This window comes from Cytobacillus oceanisediminis (assembly GCF_007830235.1).
In the GTDB taxonomy this organism is placed as follows: Bacteria; Bacillota; Bacilli; order Bacillales; family Cytobacillaceae; genus Cytobacillus; species Cytobacillus oceanisediminis.
In genome coordinates, this window is the sequence record NZ_VLKI01000006.1 from 101,972 (window position 1) to 121,609 (window position 19,638).

A 19,638-nucleotide genomic window follows, 5' to 3' on the forward strand; every position below is an offset into this window, starting at 1 on the left:
TTACAAAAGCTAATTATAAAAAGGAGAATGGCATCTGCTGTTCTCTTTTTTAATTTTCTTTAACCTTTATACTGGAATAATTCCAAAAAACAGTGTAACCTAAGTATTTATAGCAGCCCCTAACACTTCGACAGCATTCGCTAGCGAAAAGCTAGCAATTAGATATTATTCGCTAGGAGGATTTTTTAATGAGTGGAGAAACCCGCATACAGCTTAATGTTCGCATTTCAAAAGACACATCTAATAAGCTGGATGAGATTGTTGAATACTATCAGGAAAACACGAAGCTTGGCAGAATTTATAAAGGCGATGTATTAACCGATATTATAGAAAAATCATATGAAGTAATGAATAAGCAGAAAAAGCTGAATAAAAAATTTTAGCAGATTCATTTTTTATGGGAGTATTGGAGGAATTTTTATGAGGGATGTAAAATTAACAGATATTTTTCAGCACCGGATTGCCCAAAAATATATCACCCGGTCCGGTATCGCTCATGCAATAGCTGTTTCCTATCATGCTTTCCAGCTTGCCAAGAATCAAGATGAAGATGTCGACTCGGCTGCAAAAGCCGGTTTTATGCATGACATTGGTCATTACACCTGGTATAAAAATGGTAAATGGGATTATGATCTTTACAGGCAAAATGATATTCATGCCATTAAAGGGGCAGAGCGAGCACATAAACTCTTAATTCGTCTTGGAGAAAACCCAGTAAAAGCGAAAGAAATAGCTTTGGCTATTCTCTTTCATACAGATTCTTTTCTGCCAGGCGGAGAGGTTGTGAGAACACCGCTGCAATCCATTGTCAAACTGGCAGATGAAAAGGATGAAGAACCAGGAGGCGCTCATCATTATCGTGAACTTGATTTTAAAAGGGCGATGAAAAGCCTGCAGATCCTCGATGAAAAAATTGATGAATTTTTGCAGAAAAAATGAGGAATAAACAAGTATTCTGTCTTATTATGCGCTTCCCCAGGAAATCAGTTCATTATTTTCCGAGCCTGCGAAAGAAGGGAAGCGCACATAGTAAGCAGAATACTATTAGCAGGGAGGTAAAACATTGTCAAAATAGTTAAAATTTTGATCATATTTTAGTAGGAAGGTGATGGTAAAGTGCGTGCAAGAAGCCGAAAACAGCAAACATTTAATGTGGAAGAATTTAAATTTGCATTAACAACCGTATTCCTGCATCTATCATTTTATGCACTAATCATTTTTATACTTATACTTTTTATTGAGCTATTTAGTTAATTGCGAATGGATTGCATACATATTAAATCCACACTCCAGAGCAGGCTAGGAGCAGGCTCTGGAGCCGACCCTAATCTTAAGAAAGCAAACCCTTATCCATCATATATCTTTCAACTTCTTTAAAATCCTCAACTGGTATAAATGGTACGTTCTTTTTGCGAAGAAGATCCTGCAGGCCATTTTTTGCAAATGTGGTGTCAGCATGCTCTGCTGGGTGTGAATCTGGTTCACTGTCGCCAATAAAGAATACCGTTTCATACTCATTCTTAAGGTCCTGAATAACCTTTGATTTATCAATTCCATACCTTTCAGAATAATGCCGGTGATTTTTATCTATATTCATATGGACATTCTTTTCACGATAATAGCCCTCATTGGAAAAAACCTGTACATCTTTAATCCCATACTTTTTTAGAATGTGGTGAATATAATAGTCTGTGCCGGCACTCAAAATATAAAAATCCCCGCCGTTTTCTTGGATAGTTTTTATAAATTCTGGCACATCTTCATCAATGGGAATCGAAAGAATATCCTCAATAATTTGATCTTCCTCCTGATCTATCGAGGTAAAGACCTTATTTAAAAAATCGATATCCCTCATTTCACCTGCTTTCCACTTTGGCATAAGTTCCCTGCCCTCTGGATAATATTTATCCATCATAATTAAATAAAAATCCCTTTTCGAGATCGTTCCATCAAAATCAGATACAAAAGCCCACTTTTTCATCCTTTTAAACCTCCCGTCATTGCATTTCTTTCTAAGATGAATTCTTTTATTAGTGCTCTATTAGCAATACCCTTTCTTTTTTATGTTCAATCAATGAAAAATACGCCTTTTAATTTTATTCCTGAAGAGATTAATGGTATTATTAATTTGATTTTCACATAAGGAGATGATTAGAATGGCAGAAAAAGGATACATATTATTGAAAAATGGTGAAAAGGTAGAATTCGAATTATACCCGGAAGCAGCTCCAGGCACTGTTGAAAACTTTAAAAAGCTTGCGAACGAAGGTTTCTATAACGGTCTAAATTTCCACCGTGTAATCCCTGGTTTTGTAAGCCAAGGGGGATGCCCGAACGGAACAGGTACAGGCGGTCCTGGCTACACAATCAACTGCGAAACAGAAGGCAACCCTCATAAACATGAGGAAGGTTCCCTTTCAATGGCTCACGCTGGCCGTAATACAGGGGGAAGCCAGTTCTTTATCGTTCATGAACCACAGCCGCATTTAAATGGCGTTCACACTGTTTTCGGAAAAGTTACTTCTGGCATGGAAGCAGTAAAAGCGATGAGAAATGGCGATGTTATGGAGAAAGTAGAAGTTTTAGAAGGATAATTTGTTTAACACAAAAAAGAGCCGCAATGGCTCTTTTTTGCTTTTTCGCAAATAGCCTATTGCGTTATTTCTCATACTAAAGATAGCGTTATACATAAGGAGATGACGAAAATGGGCGCCATAGAAAGAAGCGGCTATCGTTTTGAGCCGGAATTCAGTGTAATCAACCAAAATGGGGCTATCCATGTATATCAGAATGGAAAGTTCATAGAAGAAATTTCATTTAAATTTACTGGAAAGTTTCCAGAAAATGACAAAATTGAAGAAATCGTTGATACTTACTGCAATAATCGTGGATTGTAAGCTTCCTCTTTATCCGGCGTCCTGGCATTGTCAATTGCAGGACGCCCTGCTTCTTCATTCACCTCAATTATCCTTTTTATTTTTATTTCCTATTTAAAGTTATGTACAATAGTCAATACCAGCGTAAATGAAAGGAATGATCGCTTAATGGAGCCGATCAAAGACCATTTAAAGGAAAATCTTGATTTGCTGTTTGTTGGCTTTAATCCAAGCATTCGCTCAGGAGAGACAGGGCACCATTTTGCCAATCCCAATAATCGCTTTTGGAAAATCCTCCATGAGTCGGGATTAACACCAAGGAAATTTGATTCCACTGAAGATTACAAATTACTTGAATTAGGCTACGGCATGACTAATATCGTGCCCAGGCCCACCAAAGCAGCGGAGGAAATAACCAAAGAAGAATATAAAGAAGGAAGAAAAGAGCTGATTAAAAAAATTTGTGCCTACAAGCCCAAGGTTGTTTGTTTTGTTGGAAAAGGAGTATACCAGGAATACAGCCGCAAAAAAAAGCTCCCCTGGGGAATCCAGGACGAATTGGTGGTGCCCGGGACCATTGATTTTGTGGCCCCATCTTCCTCAGGACTAGTCAGAATGAAAATTGATGAAATTATTCAAATCTATGCCGAGATTCCTAAGTTATTAACATCATTAAAGTGAGTTTGCAGCCTTGGTGTAAGCAAAACAAAGTTTATTATTTTTACTGGCTAAGAAGATTGGGTCTCTGTTACTCCTGCCGATTAATGACTATCTTTCGATCCTGGCAGGGAGTATAAGGCCGTATTCCTCCTGATTAGCGCCCCTATTTCTTGCCAAGTAGGAAACATGGGTGTTAGTCCTCTCGATTAACGACTATTTCACTCGCCAACCTAGGAACATGGGCGTTATTTCTCTTGATTAACGACCATTTCATTTGCCAACCTAGGAACATGGGCGTTATTCCTCTCGATTAACGACCATTTCATGTGCCAACCTAGGAACATGGTCGTTATTCCTCTCGATTAACGACCATTTCATTTGCCAACCTAGGAACATGGGCGTTATTTCTCTCGATTAACGACCATTTCATGTGCCAACCTAGGAACATGGGCGTTATTCCTCTCGATTAACGACCATTTCATGTGCCATGTAGGAAACATGGGCGTTATTCCTCTCGATTAACGACTATTTCACTCGCCAACCTAGGAACATGGGCGTTATTCCTCTCAATTAACGACCATTTCACGGACCCTTGAGTCTATTTCAAATCCCTATATAAAGCCAACACTTTACAAGGAAAAAGGATAAACAATTTTTTTAAAACTACTCTTCTAACCCTGCACCTAGTGCAATTAGCACAAATTCTTCCTTTTTTCTAACCCAAGTCTAGGAAATTCCCCTACAAACGATACTGTCATAAAAGATTCAGAATTGTTAAAATAGAGATAACACCAAGAACCAGCTTCAATTTAATCTCTTAAGGAGGGAAAGAAATGGAGCAATATGTTCGCGTTATTCCTTACAAGGTGATTCAGCAGGAAGAGGAAGTTAAAGAGGTGCCAAAAGGTGTCGAATTAATTCAGGCGCCAAAGATTTGGAACGAAACCAAAGGAAAAGGCATTAAAGTTGCTGTCCTGGATACTGGCTGTGATGTAAATCATCCTGATTTAAAGGATCGTATTATTGGCGGCCGCAATTTTACAGACGATGATAGCAGCAACCCTGATATTTATACAGACTATAACGGCCACGGCACTCATGTTTCCGGTACAATTGCAGCGCAGGAAAATGATGCAGGTGTAATCGGAGTAGCCCCGGAAGCAGAACTCCTGATTGTAAAGGTTTTAAACAAAAATGGATCCGGACAATATGAGTGGATTATCAACGGCATCCATTATGCAATCGAACAAAACGCGGATATTATCTCTATGTCCCTTGGAGGCCCGGCTGATGTACCTGAGCTGTACGATGCCATAAAAGCTGCAGTCAAGAAGAATATCCTTGTTGTTTGCGCTGCAGGCAATGATGGCGATGGCGATGATTCAACTGATGAGTTTGCTTATCCTGGCTGCTACAATGAGGTTATTAGCGTTGGAGCGATTAACCTTGAAAGAGACTCATCTGAATTCACAAATTCCCATAACGAAATTGATTGCGTGGCACCAGGTGAAGGCATCCTATCAACCTATTTAAATGGAAAATATGCAACCCTTAGCGGTACCTCCATGGCAGCTCCTCATGTCTCCGGTGCACTCGCACTGATTAAAGATTATGCAAACAGGCATTTTGAAAGAAAACTTTCAGAACCTGAGCTCTATGCACAATTAATCAGGCGGACTGTTCCGCTGGGCAATTCACCAAAGCTTGAGGGGAACGGACTCGTCTATCTAACAGTCCCTGAGCATTTGGCCGGCATTTTTGACCAGAACTTTAAAACCATGGTTATGAATGCAATATGATTAAAGTGAACAGCATTTCGGAGGCATGGATGACAGCTCAGACGAAATATATTGATAGTGTTCAAAATGAAACGTATTATGATTCACAGCAGGATTTAAAAAAGCAAGAGGAATACTACAGCAAGGTGGATTTTGAAAAAGAAAATATTTCAGAACAACTCCATTCGCTGCTTGAACGTACGCACACCCATCAATTGGATTATTCACCGCATCAATATGTATATCCTTGGGTTGATTTGCAGGAAAACCGTAAGCTTAAGAGCCTATATTCAGGCACTGGCCTCGATCCCCTCAAAACAATTGATCAGGATTTAAAGCTCTTGCAAATGATTCAGGAAGAAGGGTTTACCACCAGCGAGAGGATCATTTTTAATACTGAGCATGTTGTGCCCCAATCCTGGTTTGGAGGCAAAGAGCCGATGAAAGGGGACCTTCATCATCTTTTTGCTTGTGAACCGGCATGCAACAGTATGAGAAGCAACTATCCATACTATGATTTTGAGTCATATGTTCCTGAATTCCAAGCAGAGAATATTAGAAATGGCTGCGGAATGGCAGAAAATGAGAAGTTTGAACCTGAATACGGAAAAGGGATCGCCGCACGGGCAGTATTCTATTTTGCAGTAAGATATAAAAAAGTGATCAGGATGGAAACCAAAATGGATCTGTACCTTTTGCTGAAATGGCATGAAGAAAATCCTGTGACTTTATACGAAAAGCACAGAAATGCTTCAATCCAGGATCTGCAGGGAAACCGCAATCCCTTTATTGATTATCCTGAACGCGCTAAAGAAATGCTTGGCTTATAAGAGAAACCGCCTGAATTCAGGCGGTTTTTCGTTTATAATACCGCTATAAACAACTAGTCAGAGGAGCCTTAATATGCAGCCGTTTACCGTAAAAGCAATTAAGATTATTCAAAACATCCCTTCGGGAAAAGTTATGACCTATGGACAAATTGCAAAACTTGCCGGCAGTCCGCGGGGTGCAAGGCAGGTAGTCCGAATCCTTCACTCCCTAAGTGAAAAACATCAGCTGCCCTGGCATCGGGTTGTAAACGGGAAAGGGGAGATAGGCTTTAAAAATGACCTTTCTTTTAACCTTCAAAGAGAACTGCTTGAAAAAGAAGAAATTTATGTATCTTCAAAAGGAATACTGGATTTGCAGGAGTATTTATATGACCCTTTATACCATCACTCGTAATCAATGATTAACGTGGCATCATCAATAAAAACCCTGTATTCCAAAGAAATACAGGGTTTCCATTAATTAGAAAGACCTATTTTGTTCTTGATGCATATTCCTTAATCATATCAATTGTTACCAACTTTCTGGCAGGTACAATGCCCTGTTTAGATAATTCATTAATCCTTGAGGTTACTTCATTTATCTTATCCACAGAAAATGGCAATCCCTTTTTACAGTTATCCAAAGCTTGTTCAATATAATTTTCACGTTCCTGATCAAGAGCTGCGAAACTCTTTATGATTTTATTTTGTTTGCCAACATGTTCTGATATTGCTTTATGTACACTCATTTTTCCACCCCTTAAAAAATTCACTTATTGCTATCATACCATTTTTCATAAAAAATTTTTAAGATTAATTATTTTAAATAACAATATTAAATTCACTTAAAAAAATCTGGGTATGATGAGCCAGTCCTCATAACTTTTAAAGAGGAGAATAAAATAGTGAAGTAGATGAAAAATGAATCTTTTTCCTCATACTGGAAATAAAGGGAACTCACCTTTCAAACAAGAAAAGGTTAGGAACTAGAAATGAAAGGTGGCTTATACATATGAAAAAAACACTGAAAATAAGTTTTAGCATGTTGCTGATTCTTGTACTAGCATTTGTTCCTTTTTCGCAAACAGAATCACCGCAGGTAAATGCAACGGAAGAAGGAAGCGACCTAGTTCAGCAACTAAACCACATCCTTAACAATGACCCAATTTTACAGGGAGCACTGGCCGGGGTCAGTATCCGCAATGCAGAAACAGGAGAATTGATTTATGACCATATAGGAGATATACGCTTACGGCCTGCTTCCAATATGAAGCTTCTGACTGCAGCTGCAGCTTTGGATACTTTGGGTGAAGATTATAAGTTCAAAACAGAACTTCTTCATACAGGTTTGCTGAACGGGCAGACTCTACAAGGTGATCTGATCTTAAAAGGGAAAGGAGATCCCACTCTTTTAAAAGAGGACTTTGATGCATTTGCAGCAAAGGTGAAGGAAGCAGGCATCAAAGTAATTCATGGCAACCTGATCGGTGATGACACCTGGTACGATGATGAGCGCTATTCAACAGACCTATCCTGGAGCGATGAATCCTGGTATTACGGTGCACAGGTTTCAGCATTGACTGCTTCTCCAAACGAAGATTATGATGCAGGAACTGTGATTGTAGAGGTGTATCCTGGAGAAAAAGCTGGACAAGAGCCAGTAGTAAAAATGGTGCCGGAAACGGATTACATAAAGATTGTTAATAAAGCAAAGACAGTAGCAGAAGGAGAAAGCAAGGATATTTCCATTGAACGTGACCACGGCACGAACACTGTAACCATTGAAGGAGAGATCCCGGTTGACGGAAGCCGTTCCAGGGAATGGATTGCTGTTTGGGAGCCTACTGGTTATGCACTGGATCTCTTTAAACGATCCCTTGCTGAACAAGGCATCAAGCTGCAGGGAAATATTATGGCGTCTGCTTCGCCTGAAGGTGCCAAAGTACTTTCAGAGCATCAATCCATGCCCCTATCAAAACTGCTTATTCCATTTATGAAACTAAGCAATAACGGACATGCCGAAACACTCATCAAGGAAATGGGCAAGGTCGAAAAAGGGGAAGGCAGCTGGGAGAAAGGCTTGGAGGTTTTAGAGGAAAAGGTCAAGACTTTTGGCATGGATAAAGAAACTCTAGTACTTCGTGACGGTTCAGGCATTTCACATGTAAACTTAATTCCGGCAAATGAAATTTCAAAGCTGCTTTTCGAAGTACAAGGTAAAATATGGTTCCCTTCCTATTTAAGTTCCTTGCCGATCGCCGGGAACACAAACCGCATGGAGGGGGGAACTCTTAGGAATCGAATGAAAAACTCTAATGCTGTTGGAAATGTTAAAGCAAAAACCGGTTCAATCTCGACAGTCAGTTCATTATCAGGGTATGTCACAACAACTACCGGAGAAGAGCTAATCTTCTCCATTGTACTAAATAACTTAACGAACGGTTCTCAAGGAAAATTAATTGAAGACCAAATTGCCAAATTATTAGCTGACCAATAAAGAGCAAAATAAAAAGAGCAGGACTCCATTTCGGATTCCTGCTCTTTTCCTGAATTATTCAGCTTTGGCAGCCTGAATTTGCAGATCAATTTTCACTTTATCGCCAACAAGGACACCGCCAGTTTCAAGGGCAGAGTTCCATGTTAAACCGTAGTCGCTGCGCTTTATTACGCCTGCAGCACTGAAGCCCACTTTTTCATTTCCCCAAGGATCTTTTCCAGAACCCTCATAAGTAACCGTAAACGTTTCAGGTCTTGTTACTCCATGAATCGTTAGATCCCCTGTTACATCATACTCATCGTCACCTTTGCTTGCGATGCTTGTTGATTTGAACGTCATTTTCGCGTGTTGTTCTACATCAAAGAAGTCAGCTGAACGCAGATGATTATCTCGGTCTTCATTGCGTGTATCAATACTTGTAAGAGCCACATTAAATTGAATGTCAGCTGTCGTTAAATCGGCAGGATCTGCTTCGATTTCTGCATCAAAGCTATTAAAGCTTCCTTTCACATTTGCAATCATCATATGTTTGATTGAAAAATCAACACTGCTGTGTGCTGGATCAACAGCCCATTTTGTTTTTGCCATTATTTTCTCCTCCATTTGTTTGAATTCATTTGTTTTTAATTCGAGATATTTTAATTCTAAATAAATTATATGACCGTTTCAGTTTTCTGTCAATGATATTTTTTCAAAAGATGGTAAAATGAAGACTACTTAATTTTTCGTTATGATACATAACCTAATACATAATGATTACAGCACATACTAATTGTGATGTTTAAAGGGGAACGGAACATGAATCAACTTGATCAAATTTACGATAATGCTGCAGAGCATACGAAAATAAAAATACTGGAAGATGTCGACCGCTATCTTGGGAGCCAAGAGGCCATGCCGACTTATAAGGAATACCTATCTGAAAGGTTCCATTATATCGACCAAATCTGTGTAAATGTCTGGCTGAATAAAATTACCACTAAAATTTCAAAGCACGAAAAAAAGAAGTATTTAAGCGACAAAGGATACGAAACAGAGAATGTGGACAGGAAATTGATCAATCATTTATTTAGAACTGAAATGAGGGATTATCAGCCTTTTAATACCTCAGAATGGCTTAATGATAGGTTCGAAAGCAAAAATGAGGAATGGGTTGACCGCTATAAGAAAGCGAGAGCACATTTTCTTCAAAAAGCTGAAGAAGAAAGGCTGCAGCGAAAAAAGTATCTAATCCGCGAAACGATTGAAGAGAAAATTGATGAGATCATTGAACAGGAGTATAGCCTTCTTTATTTATATATAAGACATATGACAGCAAAGCAATTGACATCGGATTTTAAAAACAAAACAAGATACTGTCAGGTTGATACCTTTGCACTGGAAGAAAAACTTGAGGAAGCAGGAGGCTTTAATTCTGACGCGTATAATGCTATGGCTGATTTCCTTGGCGAACTGACTGGAAATATCCATAAAACCTTCCACTGGGGCAAGGGCTATTTTGAATACGAAACCTATTACTATGTGTATAAGAACAATATTTCCGGATACCTTTCCGATACACTGCAAACCCTTGCCCTGCGAAACCTTCCGGAAGAGCTGTTCGAGGAGTATGAAGAAACTTACGGTAAGCCGCTAACTGGGAAGGCGGTTAAAAAGCTGATTGCCCATACTCTTCATGATATCAATGAGAGCTTTTTTGAAAGCATTCAGGAAGAATATGTTGAAGATCTGCTAAAGCTCGCTGACATCCCTTTTGACCCCTCTATCCATAAAGAGTTATTTGAGAAAGACCTTGAAGACAGAGAGCGACAAAAAGCAGAGGAACTGGCAGAACACCAGCGGAAAAAAGAAGAAGAGGCCCGCATGCTGGAGTATGTTTTCGGACAGGAATACAGTCCTTCACTGGAACGGGCAAAACGATATGTTCTCCACATTGGGGAAACCAATACAGGGAAGACCCATCACGCTCTTGAAGGAATGAAGCTGGCTAGCAGCGGTATGTATCTGGCCCCGCTTAGGCTCCTTGCTCTGGAAGTATACGATAAGTTAAATCGTGACGATGTACCTTGTTCGTTAAAAACAGGGGAAGAAGAAAAATTGGTATCCGGTTCGCAGCATCTCTCATGTACGGTTGAAATGTTCCATGAAAAAGATTTTTTTGATGTGATTGTTATTGATGAAGCCCAGATGATTACGGATAAAGATCGTGGTTTCTCCTGGTATAAAGCCATCACAAAAGCAAATGCCAATGAAGTGCATATTATCGGCAGCCGAAGTGCAAAAAGCATGATGCTCCAGCTTCTTGGTGATGCTGACATCGTGCTGAATGAATATAGCCGCGATATTCCTCTGGAAGTGGAAGCGAAAGAATTTAAGTTCAAGCATGTTAGGAAAGGGGACGCGCTTATCTGTTTTTCCAGGAAAAGGGTGCTGGAAACAGCCTCAAGGCTTCAGCAGGAAGGCCACTCGGTTAGTATGATCTACGGCTCCATGCCGCCTGAAACAAGAAAGAAACAGGTACTGCGCTTTATTAATGGCGAAACTTCCGTGATCGTTTCAACTGATGCCATTGGGATGGGACTTAATCTGCCAATCCGCAGAATCGTTTTTCTCGAAAATGAGAAGTTTGACGGCACAAAGAGGCGGATCCTTACTTCACAGGAGGTTAAGCAAATTGCTGGGAGAGCCGGCCGCAAAGGCTTATACAATATTGGTAAAGTAGCGTTTACGAAAGATATTAAAAGAATGAAGGCATTGCTTGAAATGGAAGATGAACCTGTCCATACCTTTGCGATTGCCCCGACAAATACTGTATTTGAAAGGTTTCAAAGGTATTATCGTGATTTGGGCACTTTTTTTGAGCTATGGGATAAGTTTGAAAGCCCTAAAGGTACGAAAAAAGCGGCTCTAACAGAGGAAAGAGATTTATACGAGCGGATCCGCGGAACTGAAATAGAAGCTAAGCTTGGCATTATGGATCTTTACGGCTTTCTCCATCTTCCGTTCTCAAAAAAAGAGCATGATCTTGTACGGCAATGGGAAGAGACCATGTATGCCATAATTGAAGGTGTTGAGCTGCCCGAGCCGCGGATCAAGAACCGCAACCTGGAGGAATTGGAACTCACATACAAAGCTATTGGCCTGCACCTTCTGTTTCTTTACCGTCTTGAACAGAGAACCGAAGCATTATATTGGGAAAGGTTAAGGGAAGAAATAAGCGACCATGTTCATGAAAGGCTGAAAACAGACATAAAAGAGCTCTCAAGAAAATGCCGAAGATGCGGCAAAAAGCTGCCTTGGGAACATGAGTTTCAAATTTGTGATGCCTGCCATACTACCCGCTCCAAGAGATATAGTTATTATAGAAGGTAAACAATCCAGAAATGATTGGATGCGATCAGAATGTTATTTGGCTGCCATTTAAGCATTAGAGAAGGCTATTTAGGGGCTGCAAAAGCTGCTCAAAGAATGAATGCTTCCGCCTATCAGTATTTCCCCAAAAACCCGAGGAGCCTAACTGTGAAGAATTTTAATCAGGAGGACGCTGAGTTTTGCAGGGATTTTTGCGAAGAGCATGGGATTTTTTCTATTGCACACACCCCCTATCCGACAAGCCTGACTCCGCAGCCGGAGAAACAAGATCCTACTATTAAGTCTCTGCTGAATGACCTTGAAATTGCTAATGTCTGTGGTTCTGCTGGAGTTGTCGTGCATTTCGGCAGCCCAATAAGAAGCAGTGATCCGCTTGCAGGCTATCAATTAATGATAAAGATACTGAATAAAGTGCTTTGCCAGTGGGACGAACCGTGTCTAATCCTGCTTGAAAACACTGCTGGCCAGCCAGGGTCAATGGGAACGACAATAGAAGAACTTGTTCAGGTCCGCAGCTTATGTGATTACCCGGACCATTGGCTTCTGCCTGGATACCTGCCATGCCTTCGCAAGCGACCTTTGGAATGGGGACAACCTTGAAGATTTTCTTCAAAAAGGAGAAGAACTGAACTATTTTGAGCATTTAAAAGCTATTCATTTTAATAACTCCAAATATCCGGCGGGTTCGGGAAAGGACAGGCACGCCAATATACTCAACACAGGACATATAACCGAAGAACAGTTTGATGAGTTCGTAAAAGCAGAGCCATTTAAAAAGCTGCCTTTTATTCTGGAGACACCGTCTGATGAAGGGGTTAAACATGCAGATGAGGTAGCGCTTCTTATAAAAAAATGGGGTAATAGCTCCGATACAATTTGAAAAAGCCTGCTGGTAAAACAGCAGGCTTTTCATGATTAAGGCTTTAAAACCACTTTAATGCAATCATCTTCATGCCCATTAAAAATTTTATACCCATGGCTTGCATCCTCAAGGTTCATCTTGTGCGTGATAATGTCCTTAGGATCAAATTCTTTGTTTACGATTTTCTCATATAGCTTAGGCATAAATGGGATGACAGGTGCCTGTCCCATTTTAAGCGTAATATTTCTGGTGAAGAAGGCACCCAGCGGGAACATATTATAATTTGCGCCATATACCCCGGTAATTTGGACAGTTCCTGTTTTTCTGACAGCTTTTGTCGCAATTTGAATGGGCCCCAAAGTACCGCCTTGAAGCTTTAATTTTTGCTCTATAAACTCAAGAGGTGACTTTTTCCCGTCCATGCCGACACAATCAATCACAACATCAGCCCCGCCATGAGTTATTTCCTTTAAATGCTCTCCCATATCCGGATACTTTGTGAACTCATATACTTCCACCTTATTCGTTGCCTTGGCATGGTTTATCCGGTAATCGAGATAATCAACCGCGATGACCCGCTCGGCGCCTTCCATCCATGCAAATTTCTGCGCCATTAAACCAACGGGACCACAGCCCAGGACAATGACAGTATCACCTTTTTTAACGCCTGCATTTACAACACTCCAGTAGGCAGTTGGAAGGACGTCAGATATAAATAACAGGGACTCATCCTCCAGTTCACACGATTCCGGAACGAGAAATGGTGTGTAATTGCCGAAAGGAACTTTTAAATATTCCGCCTGCCCTCCAGGGTGATTTCCAAATTTTTCAGTGTATCCAAAATAACCTCCCGAATCATAATGCGGATTGGAGTTATCGCATTGGCTGGTTTGATCCTGCTGGCAATAAACACACTGTCCGCAAGATACATTAAATGGTATGACAACTCTATCGCCTTTTTTCACTTTTGTCACCTCAGGGCCTGTTTCTTCAACAATGCCCATAGGTTCATGGCCGATAATATAGCCTTCAGGAAGAGGCATATTCCCCTGATATAAGTGTAAATCCGACCCGCAGATCGCTGTGGACGTTATTTTAACGATAATATCATCTTTTTTTTCGAGCTTCGGGTCATCCGCATTCGTAACAGCTACACGATTGGGCCCCTGATAAGTGACTGCCTTCATATCTAACACTCCATTTTGGTTGTTGGCCCTAATTCAGTCCAATGAAATGAAAAAGGGGTTTGGTTTTGCTATACTTTGTGAAAGCATTTTTTTAATGTAATGGCTCTGTTAAATTTGCCTGTTGGTTTCAGCACGAGGCACTCCCTTTCCACGGGCGGTCCGACGCTCCTCTTCGCTTTGCTCCTGTGGGGTCTCCCTTTGATCCGCACCCCCGCAGGACGTTGAATAAGCATCCTCGAATAAACACCGCACGAAGAAAATGCGAATGCATTTTCGAGGAGTTCGTGCCTTCCGCTCCAATCAACAGGGTGCTAAAAAACAACAATAAGCTTTAACAGAGCCAATGTAATAAGGAAGCTTACTGGCAAAATTATTTTCAATATATAAGTTTCGCCTGTTTGCTGTTAATTATTCGATTTGTATTATTTAACATGGAGGGAAATAGAATGTTTATTGTCAAACTATATAACCAAAGCGCAGAGGTTCTGCATATAGGCCGTTTCGGCACCCTGCAGGAAGCAGAAGCGGGAGCAGCCAGAGGGTTAAAATACAGCCGTACAGCCATCATCTATGATGGAGAGATGCCTGTGAAGCTGTTTGATCATACTTCCTATCCTGAAGGATTCCCGCTTGGCACGGGAAATTATTAACTTTTGAAAGAGGGGGAAACCTTGAAAATAAGTATTCTGGATCAGGCACCCATTTCTTCAGGATATACACCAAAGGAAGCATTAGAGGCTTCCGCCGGACTTGCACAAGCTGGAGAAAGGCTGGGATATACCAGGTATTGGATTGCAGAGCATCATGATTTATCTGGTTTAGCCTGCTCCGCTCCTGAAATTATGTTAAGTTATATTGGTGCCAAAACAGAGAAAATTCGAATCGGCGCTGGTGCCATATTACTCCCGCACTATAAACCATACAAGATTGCAGAATTGTTCAATATGCTAGCTACTTTGTTTCCTGATCGAATTGATCTGGGGATTGGAAGGGCACCAGGCGGATCGGCTGAAGCAGCGATGGCACTTTCCGATCAGTTTTTGGAAGGTGTCCGGAAAATGCCTGAAACAGTGAAGGACCTGCTTCAATTTTTAAATAAAGACTTTCCGGAAGATCATATGTTTTCCAGGATATCCGCTTCGCCTGTTCCAAAAGTCAGCCCAGAACCATGGATATTGGGAACCAGCTGCAAAAGTGCCCTTATGGCAGCCGAAAATGGAGCAGCCTATGCATTTGGCCAATTTATGAGCGAAAAAGATGGAGAGGAAATCATAAGGCAATACAGAAAAAATTTCAAAGTTAGAGGAAGCCTGCAGCAGCCCAAAGTGGTTTTAACAGTATCCGCTATTTGTGCAGAAACGGCGGAGGAAGCAAAAGAGCTAGCTCTCAGCAGCATGCTGTGGAGGATGAAAACAGATAAAGGCGAAGGCAATCATGGAATCCCTTCGATTGAAGAAGCAAAAAGCTATTTTTTTCGCAATGTAAATCAGGACCCTTTTAATAAAAAATCCAGCTTAATTATAGGTAATCCTAAGAATGTTGCCCAGGAGCTTAGAGATATGCAGCACCGGTACCAAGCGGATGAGATCATGATTGTAACGATTGTTCACCGTTATGAGGACCGCTTGCGTTCATACGAACTAATAGCCGAAGAAGTACTGAGCTAAATATAAAAATGATGCATCTCGCCCGCCTATTTTGAATACATATTCATGGAAACCAACTATGAAAAACATCAAAGGGGCGGTAAAAATGCCAAGCTGTACACATCAGGCAGGAGTGAATGTGCCGATCGGCGAAATATGGAATTTTGTCAGTGATATTGGAAATTGGGCTCCCTTAGTACCCGGCTATATTACACATGAAGTACTTAGTGACAAAGAATCAACATGGAGCTTTAAAAGCGATATGGGGATCCTGAAGAAAAAAATTGAATTAAAAGTGGACATCACAAGCTGGCAGGAGCCGACTAAGGTAACGTTTAATTTAACCGGGCTAAATGAGAGGTTTACAGGGCATGGATATTTTCTGGCAGCCAAAGGCAGCAATAATAGAAACTTGATGACTGGTGCTCTGGACATTAAGGCAGAGGGGATGATGGCTAAAGTAGCAAATTCCTTGCTTAATACATCTCTTCCAGAAATTACAGCAGAGCTGACAGAAGCCGTCGCGGCAAAGCTGGAACAGGAATATAAGGAGCATGCAGGCGTTTAGTTGCAGGATTTTAATCAAGCAGTGAAAAGAACTCATTTTTTGAGTTCTTTTTTTAACCCTTATTTCGTATACCGATTGGCATAGCTGGAGGCTACGAACGCTTCCGGCTTTATTTTTGGCTCCAAGCCAATGGATTCGATCCTGGACACCATTTCCTTCACAAATTCCCTCGTTTTATTTCTTTTGCCGGATCCGATGTCCATATGCCCCTCCATCGAAAAGGATCCTCCTTTATAAATAAATGGCAGAACAATATCAAACATCCTATCCTTCCGCTCATCTGTAAATAAAGAAACCACTTCTTCCGTTAACGAGGTTTCATATGAAATTCTTTCATGCAGATGCAGCATTTTTCTTGGAATAATGGTTTTTCTTATACAGGCCCAGGCTCCTTTCCTCTCATTTTGAATCACAATCCCAGTAATGAACACTGTGCGGTTGCAATGGACCTGGGAATCTGTTCCGATCATTAAACGGAAGTTTCCGTCCGGATTTCTTTTCATAAATAATAAAATACGGTTAAACACCTGATCGAACGTCAAATGCCGTTCCTGGAGATTTTGAAATTTATATTCAGCACTCACCTGTTATCACCACATTAAGTATTTTGTTTTGAAATAACACTATTTCAACAACCTTTAACTTAAGATTAAAAACCTTTTATTATCATTATATTGAGAGGTTTCGAACAAGTTGTTTATTTTTTTAAAGAAAATGCTTTTAACAAAGGAAAAACGATTCATGAATGGGAAAATGACAAGTGATAAAAACTAAGGCATAAAGGAGGAAAACAGATGAATAATACGATGATATTATTAATTAAATTTGTATCCAGTGTCATTGCATTTGCAATTGCTCTCGATTTATTTTTCGATGCTGCCTTTACCGATATCGTTTCATTCAGCCTTTTGGTCACGATTATGTCCTACATGCTTGGTGATCGAATCATCCTTCCGCGGCTGGGGAATCGCAATGCCCTCATTGCTGACTTTTTCTTAGTTTATGCCGCTGTATGGGTTTTTGGAAGTGTAATGCTTAACAGTTATTTGCAGATTGCATGGGGGAGTGTTATTGCAGCTGGGATCATCACACTTTCAGAAGTGTTTGTCCACCGCTATCTGTTAAACAGAATGGAAGTCAGCCAGGTGAAAAAGCGGAGCGAATCGGCCATGAATCCAAGACTCGCTTACGGGATGGAAGCAGGGGAAGAAAAAGATCCATTAAAAGAATGAATCTTTGCATCTCTTTATATAAATTGATGAAAATGGCACAGGCTTTTGTTTTTGTCCATTCTGTTCAGATAGGGAAACGCCGCTGAGAAGCAGCGCTATTCCTTATTGAGATCAAGTAGATGTGGAATGTTTTGAGCTTGATCTAATTCTCCAAATATAGCGAAAAAATATGAGTGCAGGGGAAGCTAAAAAAATGAATGAAGTCATTGGCATCATTTTCAGGGGGTTCAGCCCGGTCATATGGAAATTATGAACTTCACTTTAAAAAGAAATAGGGTTAGAAGATCCCAATTTAGACTTATATAAGTCTGGATTGGGATTTTTCATCTAATTGGTGTTATCAATGAATGTGGACAGGTTTATTTGTACTAAATCATAGTAGAATGCTTGCTATTTTTTCTGCAAACACACAATATAGATAAGGGCATAATATCCTAAAAGATATCTTTCAAAAAAGCTGTGTTAAAGCTTATTGTTGATTTTAGCACCCTGTTGATTGGAGTGGAAGGTGCGAGATCCTCGGAAAATGCTGACACATTTCCTTCGTGCGGTGTTTATTCGAGGAAGCTTATTCAATGTCCTGCGGGAGAAGCGTGTTAACGGGAGACCCCACAGGTGCGAATGCGCCGAGGAGCGTCGGACCGCCGCGGTTCGCTGAGTACCTGGAGCGGAAATCAACAGGCAAATTTAACAGAGCCATCAAAAAAATACGCCAGGAAAAGAAAGTAGGGTTTTATTTGCAGGAATTTTTAACATTAGGCATTTCAAAACAGCTCTCAAAAACATTGCTGAGCCATGGCATCGGAAAACCTACTCCAATTCAGGAGCAGGCAATTCCAGCTGTTATGGAGGGCAAAGATTTAATTGCCCAAGCGCAAACTGGAACGGGCAAAACATTTGCCTTTATTCTGCCGATTCTGGAAAAGATAGACCCATCTGCAACTTATATCCAAGCTTTAATTGTAACGCCCACCAGGGAATTGGCTTTACAAATAACAGACGAGGTTCTAAAGCTTACTTCAGACAATGATGCTATAGATGTTTTGGCAGTATACGGAGGCCAGGATGTGGATAAACAGCTGAAAAAGCTCAAAAAAAATGTCCATATCGTTGTCGGAACTCCCGGCCGATTGCTGGATCATATTAAAAGGGAGACAATTGATTTGTCCAGCACCAATTTTTTAGTATTGGATGAAGCCGATCAAATGCTTCATATCGGTTTTCTGGATGAAGTAGAAGATATTATAAAAGAAACACCACCTGAAAGGCAGACCATGCTGTTTTCAGCAACCATTCCAGCAGAAATTAGAAAACTGGCAAAAAAACACATGAAAGACCCTGAGTATATCCAAATTGAAAAAACGCAAGGGCCTGCCCATTCAGTAAAGCAGTTAGCCATACATATAACAGACCGTGCCAAGCAGGCAACGATCATGCAGTTGGTTCAAACACACAGACCCTTTTTAGCTGTCATATTCTGCCGGACTAAACGCAGGGTAAGCAAGTTATACGAGGTGCTCAAATCGAATGGATTTCAATGTGATGAGCTGCACGGCGACTTATCGCAGGCAAAACGGGAACAAGTGATGAAAAGGTTCAGAGATGCTGAAATCCAATTATTAATTGCTACAGATGTGGCTGCAAGAGGCCTTGATGTCGAAGGAGTCACCCATGTATTCAATTATGATATTCCTCTTGATCCAGAAAGCTATGTTCACCGTATCGGAAGAACAGGACGAGCAGGGACGAAAGGATTGGCTATTACCTTTTATTCATCTGCGGACAAGCCTCTTCTTGAGACAATCGAAAAAGGGCTCAATATAAAGATCCCTAAACAGAACCTGGGAAATACCAGCAAAAATGAAGATAATAGAGAAAATAGAAAACCTTCCAGAACTGCAGAAAAAAGCGGCCAAACGCAAAAACGAAGAGGAAAGAGAGGAAGCAGAGAAGAAGCAACTAGGAAAGATACAGACAGCAGAGGTCCTGATAAGAAAAGCAGGCCAGGGCAAAGCAAGCGATCGGAGACATCAGGTTCCACTAGGACAGGCCGCAGAACGTCACAGGGAAAAAAGAGGACTGAAGCTGCCAAGCCTGTGAGAAATACTTCAAAAAGGCGCGGAAGGTAATCATTTTTAAAGGAGGAAGTGC

General features: G+C 40.7%; 22 protein-coding genes. 17 read left to right on the forward strand and 5 right to left on the reverse strand.

What is annotated here, in order from left to right; translation table 11 throughout:
- Nucleotides 1-188 precede the first annotated feature (188 nt).
- Together IQ19_RS12360 and IQ19_RS12365 are read left to right on the forward strand one after the other, a co-directional pair.
- A complete protein-coding gene (locus tag IQ19_RS12360) occupies nucleotides 189-383 on the forward strand; it encodes a hypothetical protein (RefSeq protein ID WP_144542703.1) in 195 nt (64 codons plus the stop codon).
- A gap of 37 nt (nucleotides 384-420) precedes the next feature.
- Nucleotides 421-939, forward strand: a complete 519-nt coding sequence (locus IQ19_RS12365) for an HD domain-containing protein (protein ID WP_144542704.1) — start codon at nucleotides 421-423, stop codon at nucleotides 937-939.
- A 391-nt stretch (nucleotides 940-1,330) separates the two neighbouring features.
- Here IQ19_RS12365 and IQ19_RS12370 read toward each other — a convergent pair whose 3' ends face one another.
- Nucleotides 1,331-1,981, reverse strand: coding sequence for an MtnX-like HAD-IB family phosphatase (locus tag IQ19_RS12370; RefSeq protein WP_144542705.1), 651 nt, complete (start codon nucleotides 1,979-1,981; stop codon nucleotides 1,331-1,333).
- Nucleotides 1,982-2,156: 175 nt separating this feature from the next.
- On the opposite strand from IQ19_RS12370, the gene IQ19_RS12375 reads away from it, so the two are divergent.
- From IQ19_RS12375 to IQ19_RS12400, 6 genes are all read left to right on the forward strand, one after another.
- Complete coding sequence (locus IQ19_RS12375; protein WP_144542706.1) at nucleotides 2,157-2,594, forward strand: peptidylprolyl isomerase; 438 nt, start codon at nucleotides 2,157-2,159, stop codon at nucleotides 2,592-2,594.
- A gap of 111 nt (nucleotides 2,595-2,705) precedes the next feature.
- Nucleotides 2,706-2,897, forward strand: a complete 192-nt coding sequence (locus IQ19_RS12380) for a YbxH family protein (protein ID WP_144542707.1) — start codon at nucleotides 2,706-2,708, stop codon at nucleotides 2,895-2,897.
- A gap of 147 nt (nucleotides 2,898-3,044) precedes the next feature.
- A complete protein-coding gene (locus tag IQ19_RS12385) occupies nucleotides 3,045-3,557 on the forward strand; it encodes a mismatch-specific DNA-glycosylase (RefSeq protein ID WP_144542708.1) in 513 nt (170 codons plus the stop codon).
- Between the two features lie 812 nt (nucleotides 3,558-4,369).
- Nucleotides 4,370-5,335: a S8 family peptidase gene (locus tag IQ19_RS12390; protein ID WP_144542709.1), complete on the forward strand. Its 966-nt coding sequence runs from the start codon at nucleotides 4,370-4,372 to the stop codon at nucleotides 5,333-5,335.
- The gene (locus IQ19_RS12395) at nucleotides 5,332-6,144 is read left to right on the forward strand and encodes an endonuclease I family protein (protein ID WP_144542710.1); all 813 of its coding nucleotides are present in this window, start codon (nucleotides 5,332-5,334) and stop codon (nucleotides 6,142-6,144) included. The genes IQ19_RS12390 and IQ19_RS12395 overlap by 4 nt, the downstream gene beginning before the upstream one ends.
- A 73-nt stretch (nucleotides 6,145-6,217) precedes the next feature.
- Nucleotides 6,218-6,538 (forward strand): MGMT family protein, encoded by a 321-nt coding sequence (locus tag IQ19_RS12400; protein WP_144542711.1) that lies wholly within the window; start codon nucleotides 6,218-6,220, stop codon nucleotides 6,536-6,538.
- Nucleotides 6,539-6,614: 76 nt separating this feature from the next.
- Here the strand turns inward: IQ19_RS12400 and IQ19_RS12405 are convergent, their stop codons facing one another.
- Nucleotides 6,615-6,872 carry a YpbS family protein gene (locus IQ19_RS12405; protein ID WP_144542712.1) on the reverse strand — a complete coding sequence of 86 codons (258 nt, stop codon included), beginning with the start codon at nucleotides 6,870-6,872 and terminating at the stop codon, nucleotides 6,615-6,617.
- 263 nt (nucleotides 6,873-7,135) lie between these two features.
- On the opposite strand from IQ19_RS12405, the gene dacB reads away from it, so the two are divergent.
- Nucleotides 7,136-8,620 (forward strand): D-alanyl-D-alanine carboxypeptidase/D-alanyl-D-alanine endopeptidase, encoded by a 1,485-nt coding sequence (dacB, locus tag IQ19_RS12410; RefSeq protein WP_144542713.1) that lies wholly within the window; start codon nucleotides 7,136-7,138, stop codon nucleotides 8,618-8,620.
- A 54-nt stretch (nucleotides 8,621-8,674) separates the two neighbouring features.
- On the opposite strand, the gene IQ19_RS12415 is transcribed toward dacB, so the two are convergent.
- On the reverse strand, nucleotides 8,675-9,208 hold the full coding sequence (locus IQ19_RS12415) for a YceI family protein (protein ID WP_144542714.1): 534 nt from the start codon (nucleotides 9,206-9,208) through the stop codon (nucleotides 8,675-8,677).
- 210 nt (nucleotides 9,209-9,418) lie between these two features.
- Between IQ19_RS12415 and IQ19_RS12420 the strand changes: the two genes are divergently transcribed.
- From IQ19_RS12420 to IQ19_RS29120, 3 genes are all read left to right on the forward strand, one after another.
- On the forward strand, nucleotides 9,419-11,992 hold the full coding sequence (locus tag IQ19_RS12420) for a DEAD/DEAH box helicase (protein WP_144542715.1): 2,574 nt from the start codon (nucleotides 9,419-9,421) through the stop codon (nucleotides 11,990-11,992).
- 96 nt (nucleotides 11,993-12,088) lie between these two features.
- Complete coding sequence (locus tag IQ19_RS29115) at nucleotides 12,089-12,592, forward strand: TIM barrel protein (RefSeq protein ID WP_338422655.1); 504 nt, start codon at nucleotides 12,089-12,091, stop codon at nucleotides 12,590-12,592.
- The gene (locus IQ19_RS29120; RefSeq protein WP_338422653.1) at nucleotides 12,513-12,872 is read left to right on the forward strand and encodes a TIM barrel protein; all 360 of its coding nucleotides are present in this window, start codon (nucleotides 12,513-12,515) and stop codon (nucleotides 12,870-12,872) included. Before IQ19_RS29115 ends, IQ19_RS29120 begins: the two co-directional genes overlap by 80 nt.
- A 35-nt stretch (nucleotides 12,873-12,907) precedes the next feature.
- On the opposite strand, the gene IQ19_RS12430 is transcribed toward IQ19_RS29120, so the two are convergent.
- Nucleotides 12,908-14,041: a zinc-dependent alcohol dehydrogenase gene (locus tag IQ19_RS12430; protein WP_144542716.1), complete on the reverse strand. Its 1,134-nt coding sequence runs from the start codon at nucleotides 14,039-14,041 to the stop codon at nucleotides 12,908-12,910.
- A 446-nt stretch (nucleotides 14,042-14,487) separates the two neighbouring features.
- Here IQ19_RS12430 and IQ19_RS12435 point away from each other — a divergent pair, with 446 nt between their 5' ends.
- Genes IQ19_RS12435 through IQ19_RS12445 form a run of 3 tightly spaced genes read left to right on the forward strand, consistent with a single transcriptional unit; the run spans nucleotide 14,488 to nucleotide 16,255 of the window.
- Nucleotides 14,488-14,691, forward strand: coding sequence for a hypothetical protein (locus IQ19_RS12435; protein ID WP_144542717.1), 204 nt, complete (start codon nucleotides 14,488-14,490; stop codon nucleotides 14,689-14,691).
- Nucleotides 14,692-14,712: 21 nt separating this feature from the next.
- Nucleotides 14,713-15,708, forward strand: coding sequence for an LLM class flavin-dependent oxidoreductase (locus IQ19_RS12440; protein ID WP_144542718.1), 996 nt, complete (start codon nucleotides 14,713-14,715; stop codon nucleotides 15,706-15,708).
- 58 nt (nucleotides 15,709-15,766) lie between these two features.
- Nucleotides 15,767-16,255 carry an SRPBCC family protein gene (locus IQ19_RS12445; protein WP_394138127.1) on the forward strand — a complete coding sequence of 163 codons (489 nt, stop codon included), beginning with the start codon at nucleotides 15,767-15,769 and terminating at the stop codon, nucleotides 16,253-16,255.
- A gap of 59 nt (nucleotides 16,256-16,314) precedes the next feature.
- Here the strand turns inward: IQ19_RS12445 and IQ19_RS12450 are convergent, their stop codons facing one another.
- Entirely contained in the window at nucleotides 16,315-16,839 is a 525-nt protein-coding gene (locus IQ19_RS12450) for a ribonuclease H-like YkuK family protein (protein WP_144542719.1), read from the reverse strand.
- 210 nt (nucleotides 16,840-17,049) lie between these two features.
- Between IQ19_RS12450 and IQ19_RS12455 the strand changes: the two genes are divergently transcribed.
- Together IQ19_RS12455 and IQ19_RS12460 are read left to right on the forward strand one after the other, a co-directional pair.
- A complete protein-coding gene (locus IQ19_RS12455) occupies nucleotides 17,050-17,487 on the forward strand; it encodes a YndM family protein (protein WP_144542720.1) in 438 nt (145 codons plus the stop codon).
- A 737-nt stretch (nucleotides 17,488-18,224) separates the two neighbouring features.
- Nucleotides 18,225-19,616: a DEAD/DEAH box helicase gene (locus IQ19_RS12460; protein WP_144542839.1), complete on the forward strand. Its 1,392-nt coding sequence runs from the start codon at nucleotides 18,225-18,227 to the stop codon at nucleotides 19,614-19,616.
- Nucleotides 19,617-19,638 lie beyond the last annotated feature (22 nt).

Coding starts and splice junctions, on each gene's coding strand:
- IQ19_RS12360 (WP_144542703.1), top strand. CDS start 189: ATGAGTGGAGAAACCCGCATACAGCTTAATGTTCGCATTTCAAAAGAC.
- IQ19_RS12365 (WP_144542704.1), top strand. CDS start 421: ATGAGGGATGTAAAATTAACAGATATTTTTCAGCACCGGATTGCCCAA.
- IQ19_RS12370 (WP_144542705.1), bottom strand. CDS start 1,981: ATGAAAAAGTGGGCTTTTGTATCTGATTTTGATGGAACGATCTCGAAA.
- IQ19_RS12375 (WP_144542706.1), top strand. CDS start 2,157: ATGGCAGAAAAAGGATACATATTATTGAAAAATGGTGAAAAGGTAGAA.
- IQ19_RS12380 (WP_144542707.1), top strand. CDS start 2,706: ATGGGCGCCATAGAAAGAAGCGGCTATCGTTTTGAGCCGGAATTCAGT.
- IQ19_RS12385 (WP_144542708.1), top strand. CDS start 3,045: ATGGAGCCGATCAAAGACCATTTAAAGGAAAATCTTGATTTGCTGTTT.
- IQ19_RS12390 (WP_144542709.1), top strand. CDS start 4,370: ATGGAGCAATATGTTCGCGTTATTCCTTACAAGGTGATTCAGCAGGAA.
- IQ19_RS12395 (WP_144542710.1), top strand. CDS start 5,332: ATGATTAAAGTGAACAGCATTTCGGAGGCATGGATGACAGCTCAGACG.
- IQ19_RS12400 (WP_144542711.1), top strand. CDS start 6,218: ATGCAGCCGTTTACCGTAAAAGCAATTAAGATTATTCAAAACATCCCT.
- IQ19_RS12405 (WP_144542712.1), bottom strand. CDS start 6,872: ATGAGTGTACATAAAGCAATATCAGAACATGTTGGCAAACAAAATAAA.
- dacB (WP_144542713.1), top strand. CDS start 7,136: ATGAAAAAAACACTGAAAATAAGTTTTAGCATGTTGCTGATTCTTGTA.
- IQ19_RS12415 (WP_144542714.1), bottom strand. CDS start 9,208: ATGGCAAAAACAAAATGGGCTGTTGATCCAGCACACAGCAGTGTTGAT.
- IQ19_RS12420 (WP_144542715.1), top strand. CDS start 9,419: ATGAATCAACTTGATCAAATTTACGATAATGCTGCAGAGCATACGAAA.
- IQ19_RS29115 (WP_338422655.1), top strand. CDS start 12,089: ATGAATGCTTCCGCCTATCAGTATTTCCCCAAAAACCCGAGGAGCCTA.
- IQ19_RS12430 (WP_144542716.1), bottom strand. CDS start 14,041: ATGAAGGCAGTCACTTATCAGGGGCCCAATCGTGTAGCTGTTACGAAT.
- IQ19_RS12435 (WP_144542717.1), top strand. CDS start 14,488: ATGTTTATTGTCAAACTATATAACCAAAGCGCAGAGGTTCTGCATATA.
- IQ19_RS12445 (WP_394138127.1), top strand. CDS start 15,767: ATGAAAAACATCAAAGGGGCGGTAAAAATGCCAAGCTGTACACATCAG.
- IQ19_RS12455 (WP_144542720.1), top strand. CDS start 17,050: ATGAATAATACGATGATATTATTAATTAAATTTGTATCCAGTGTCATT.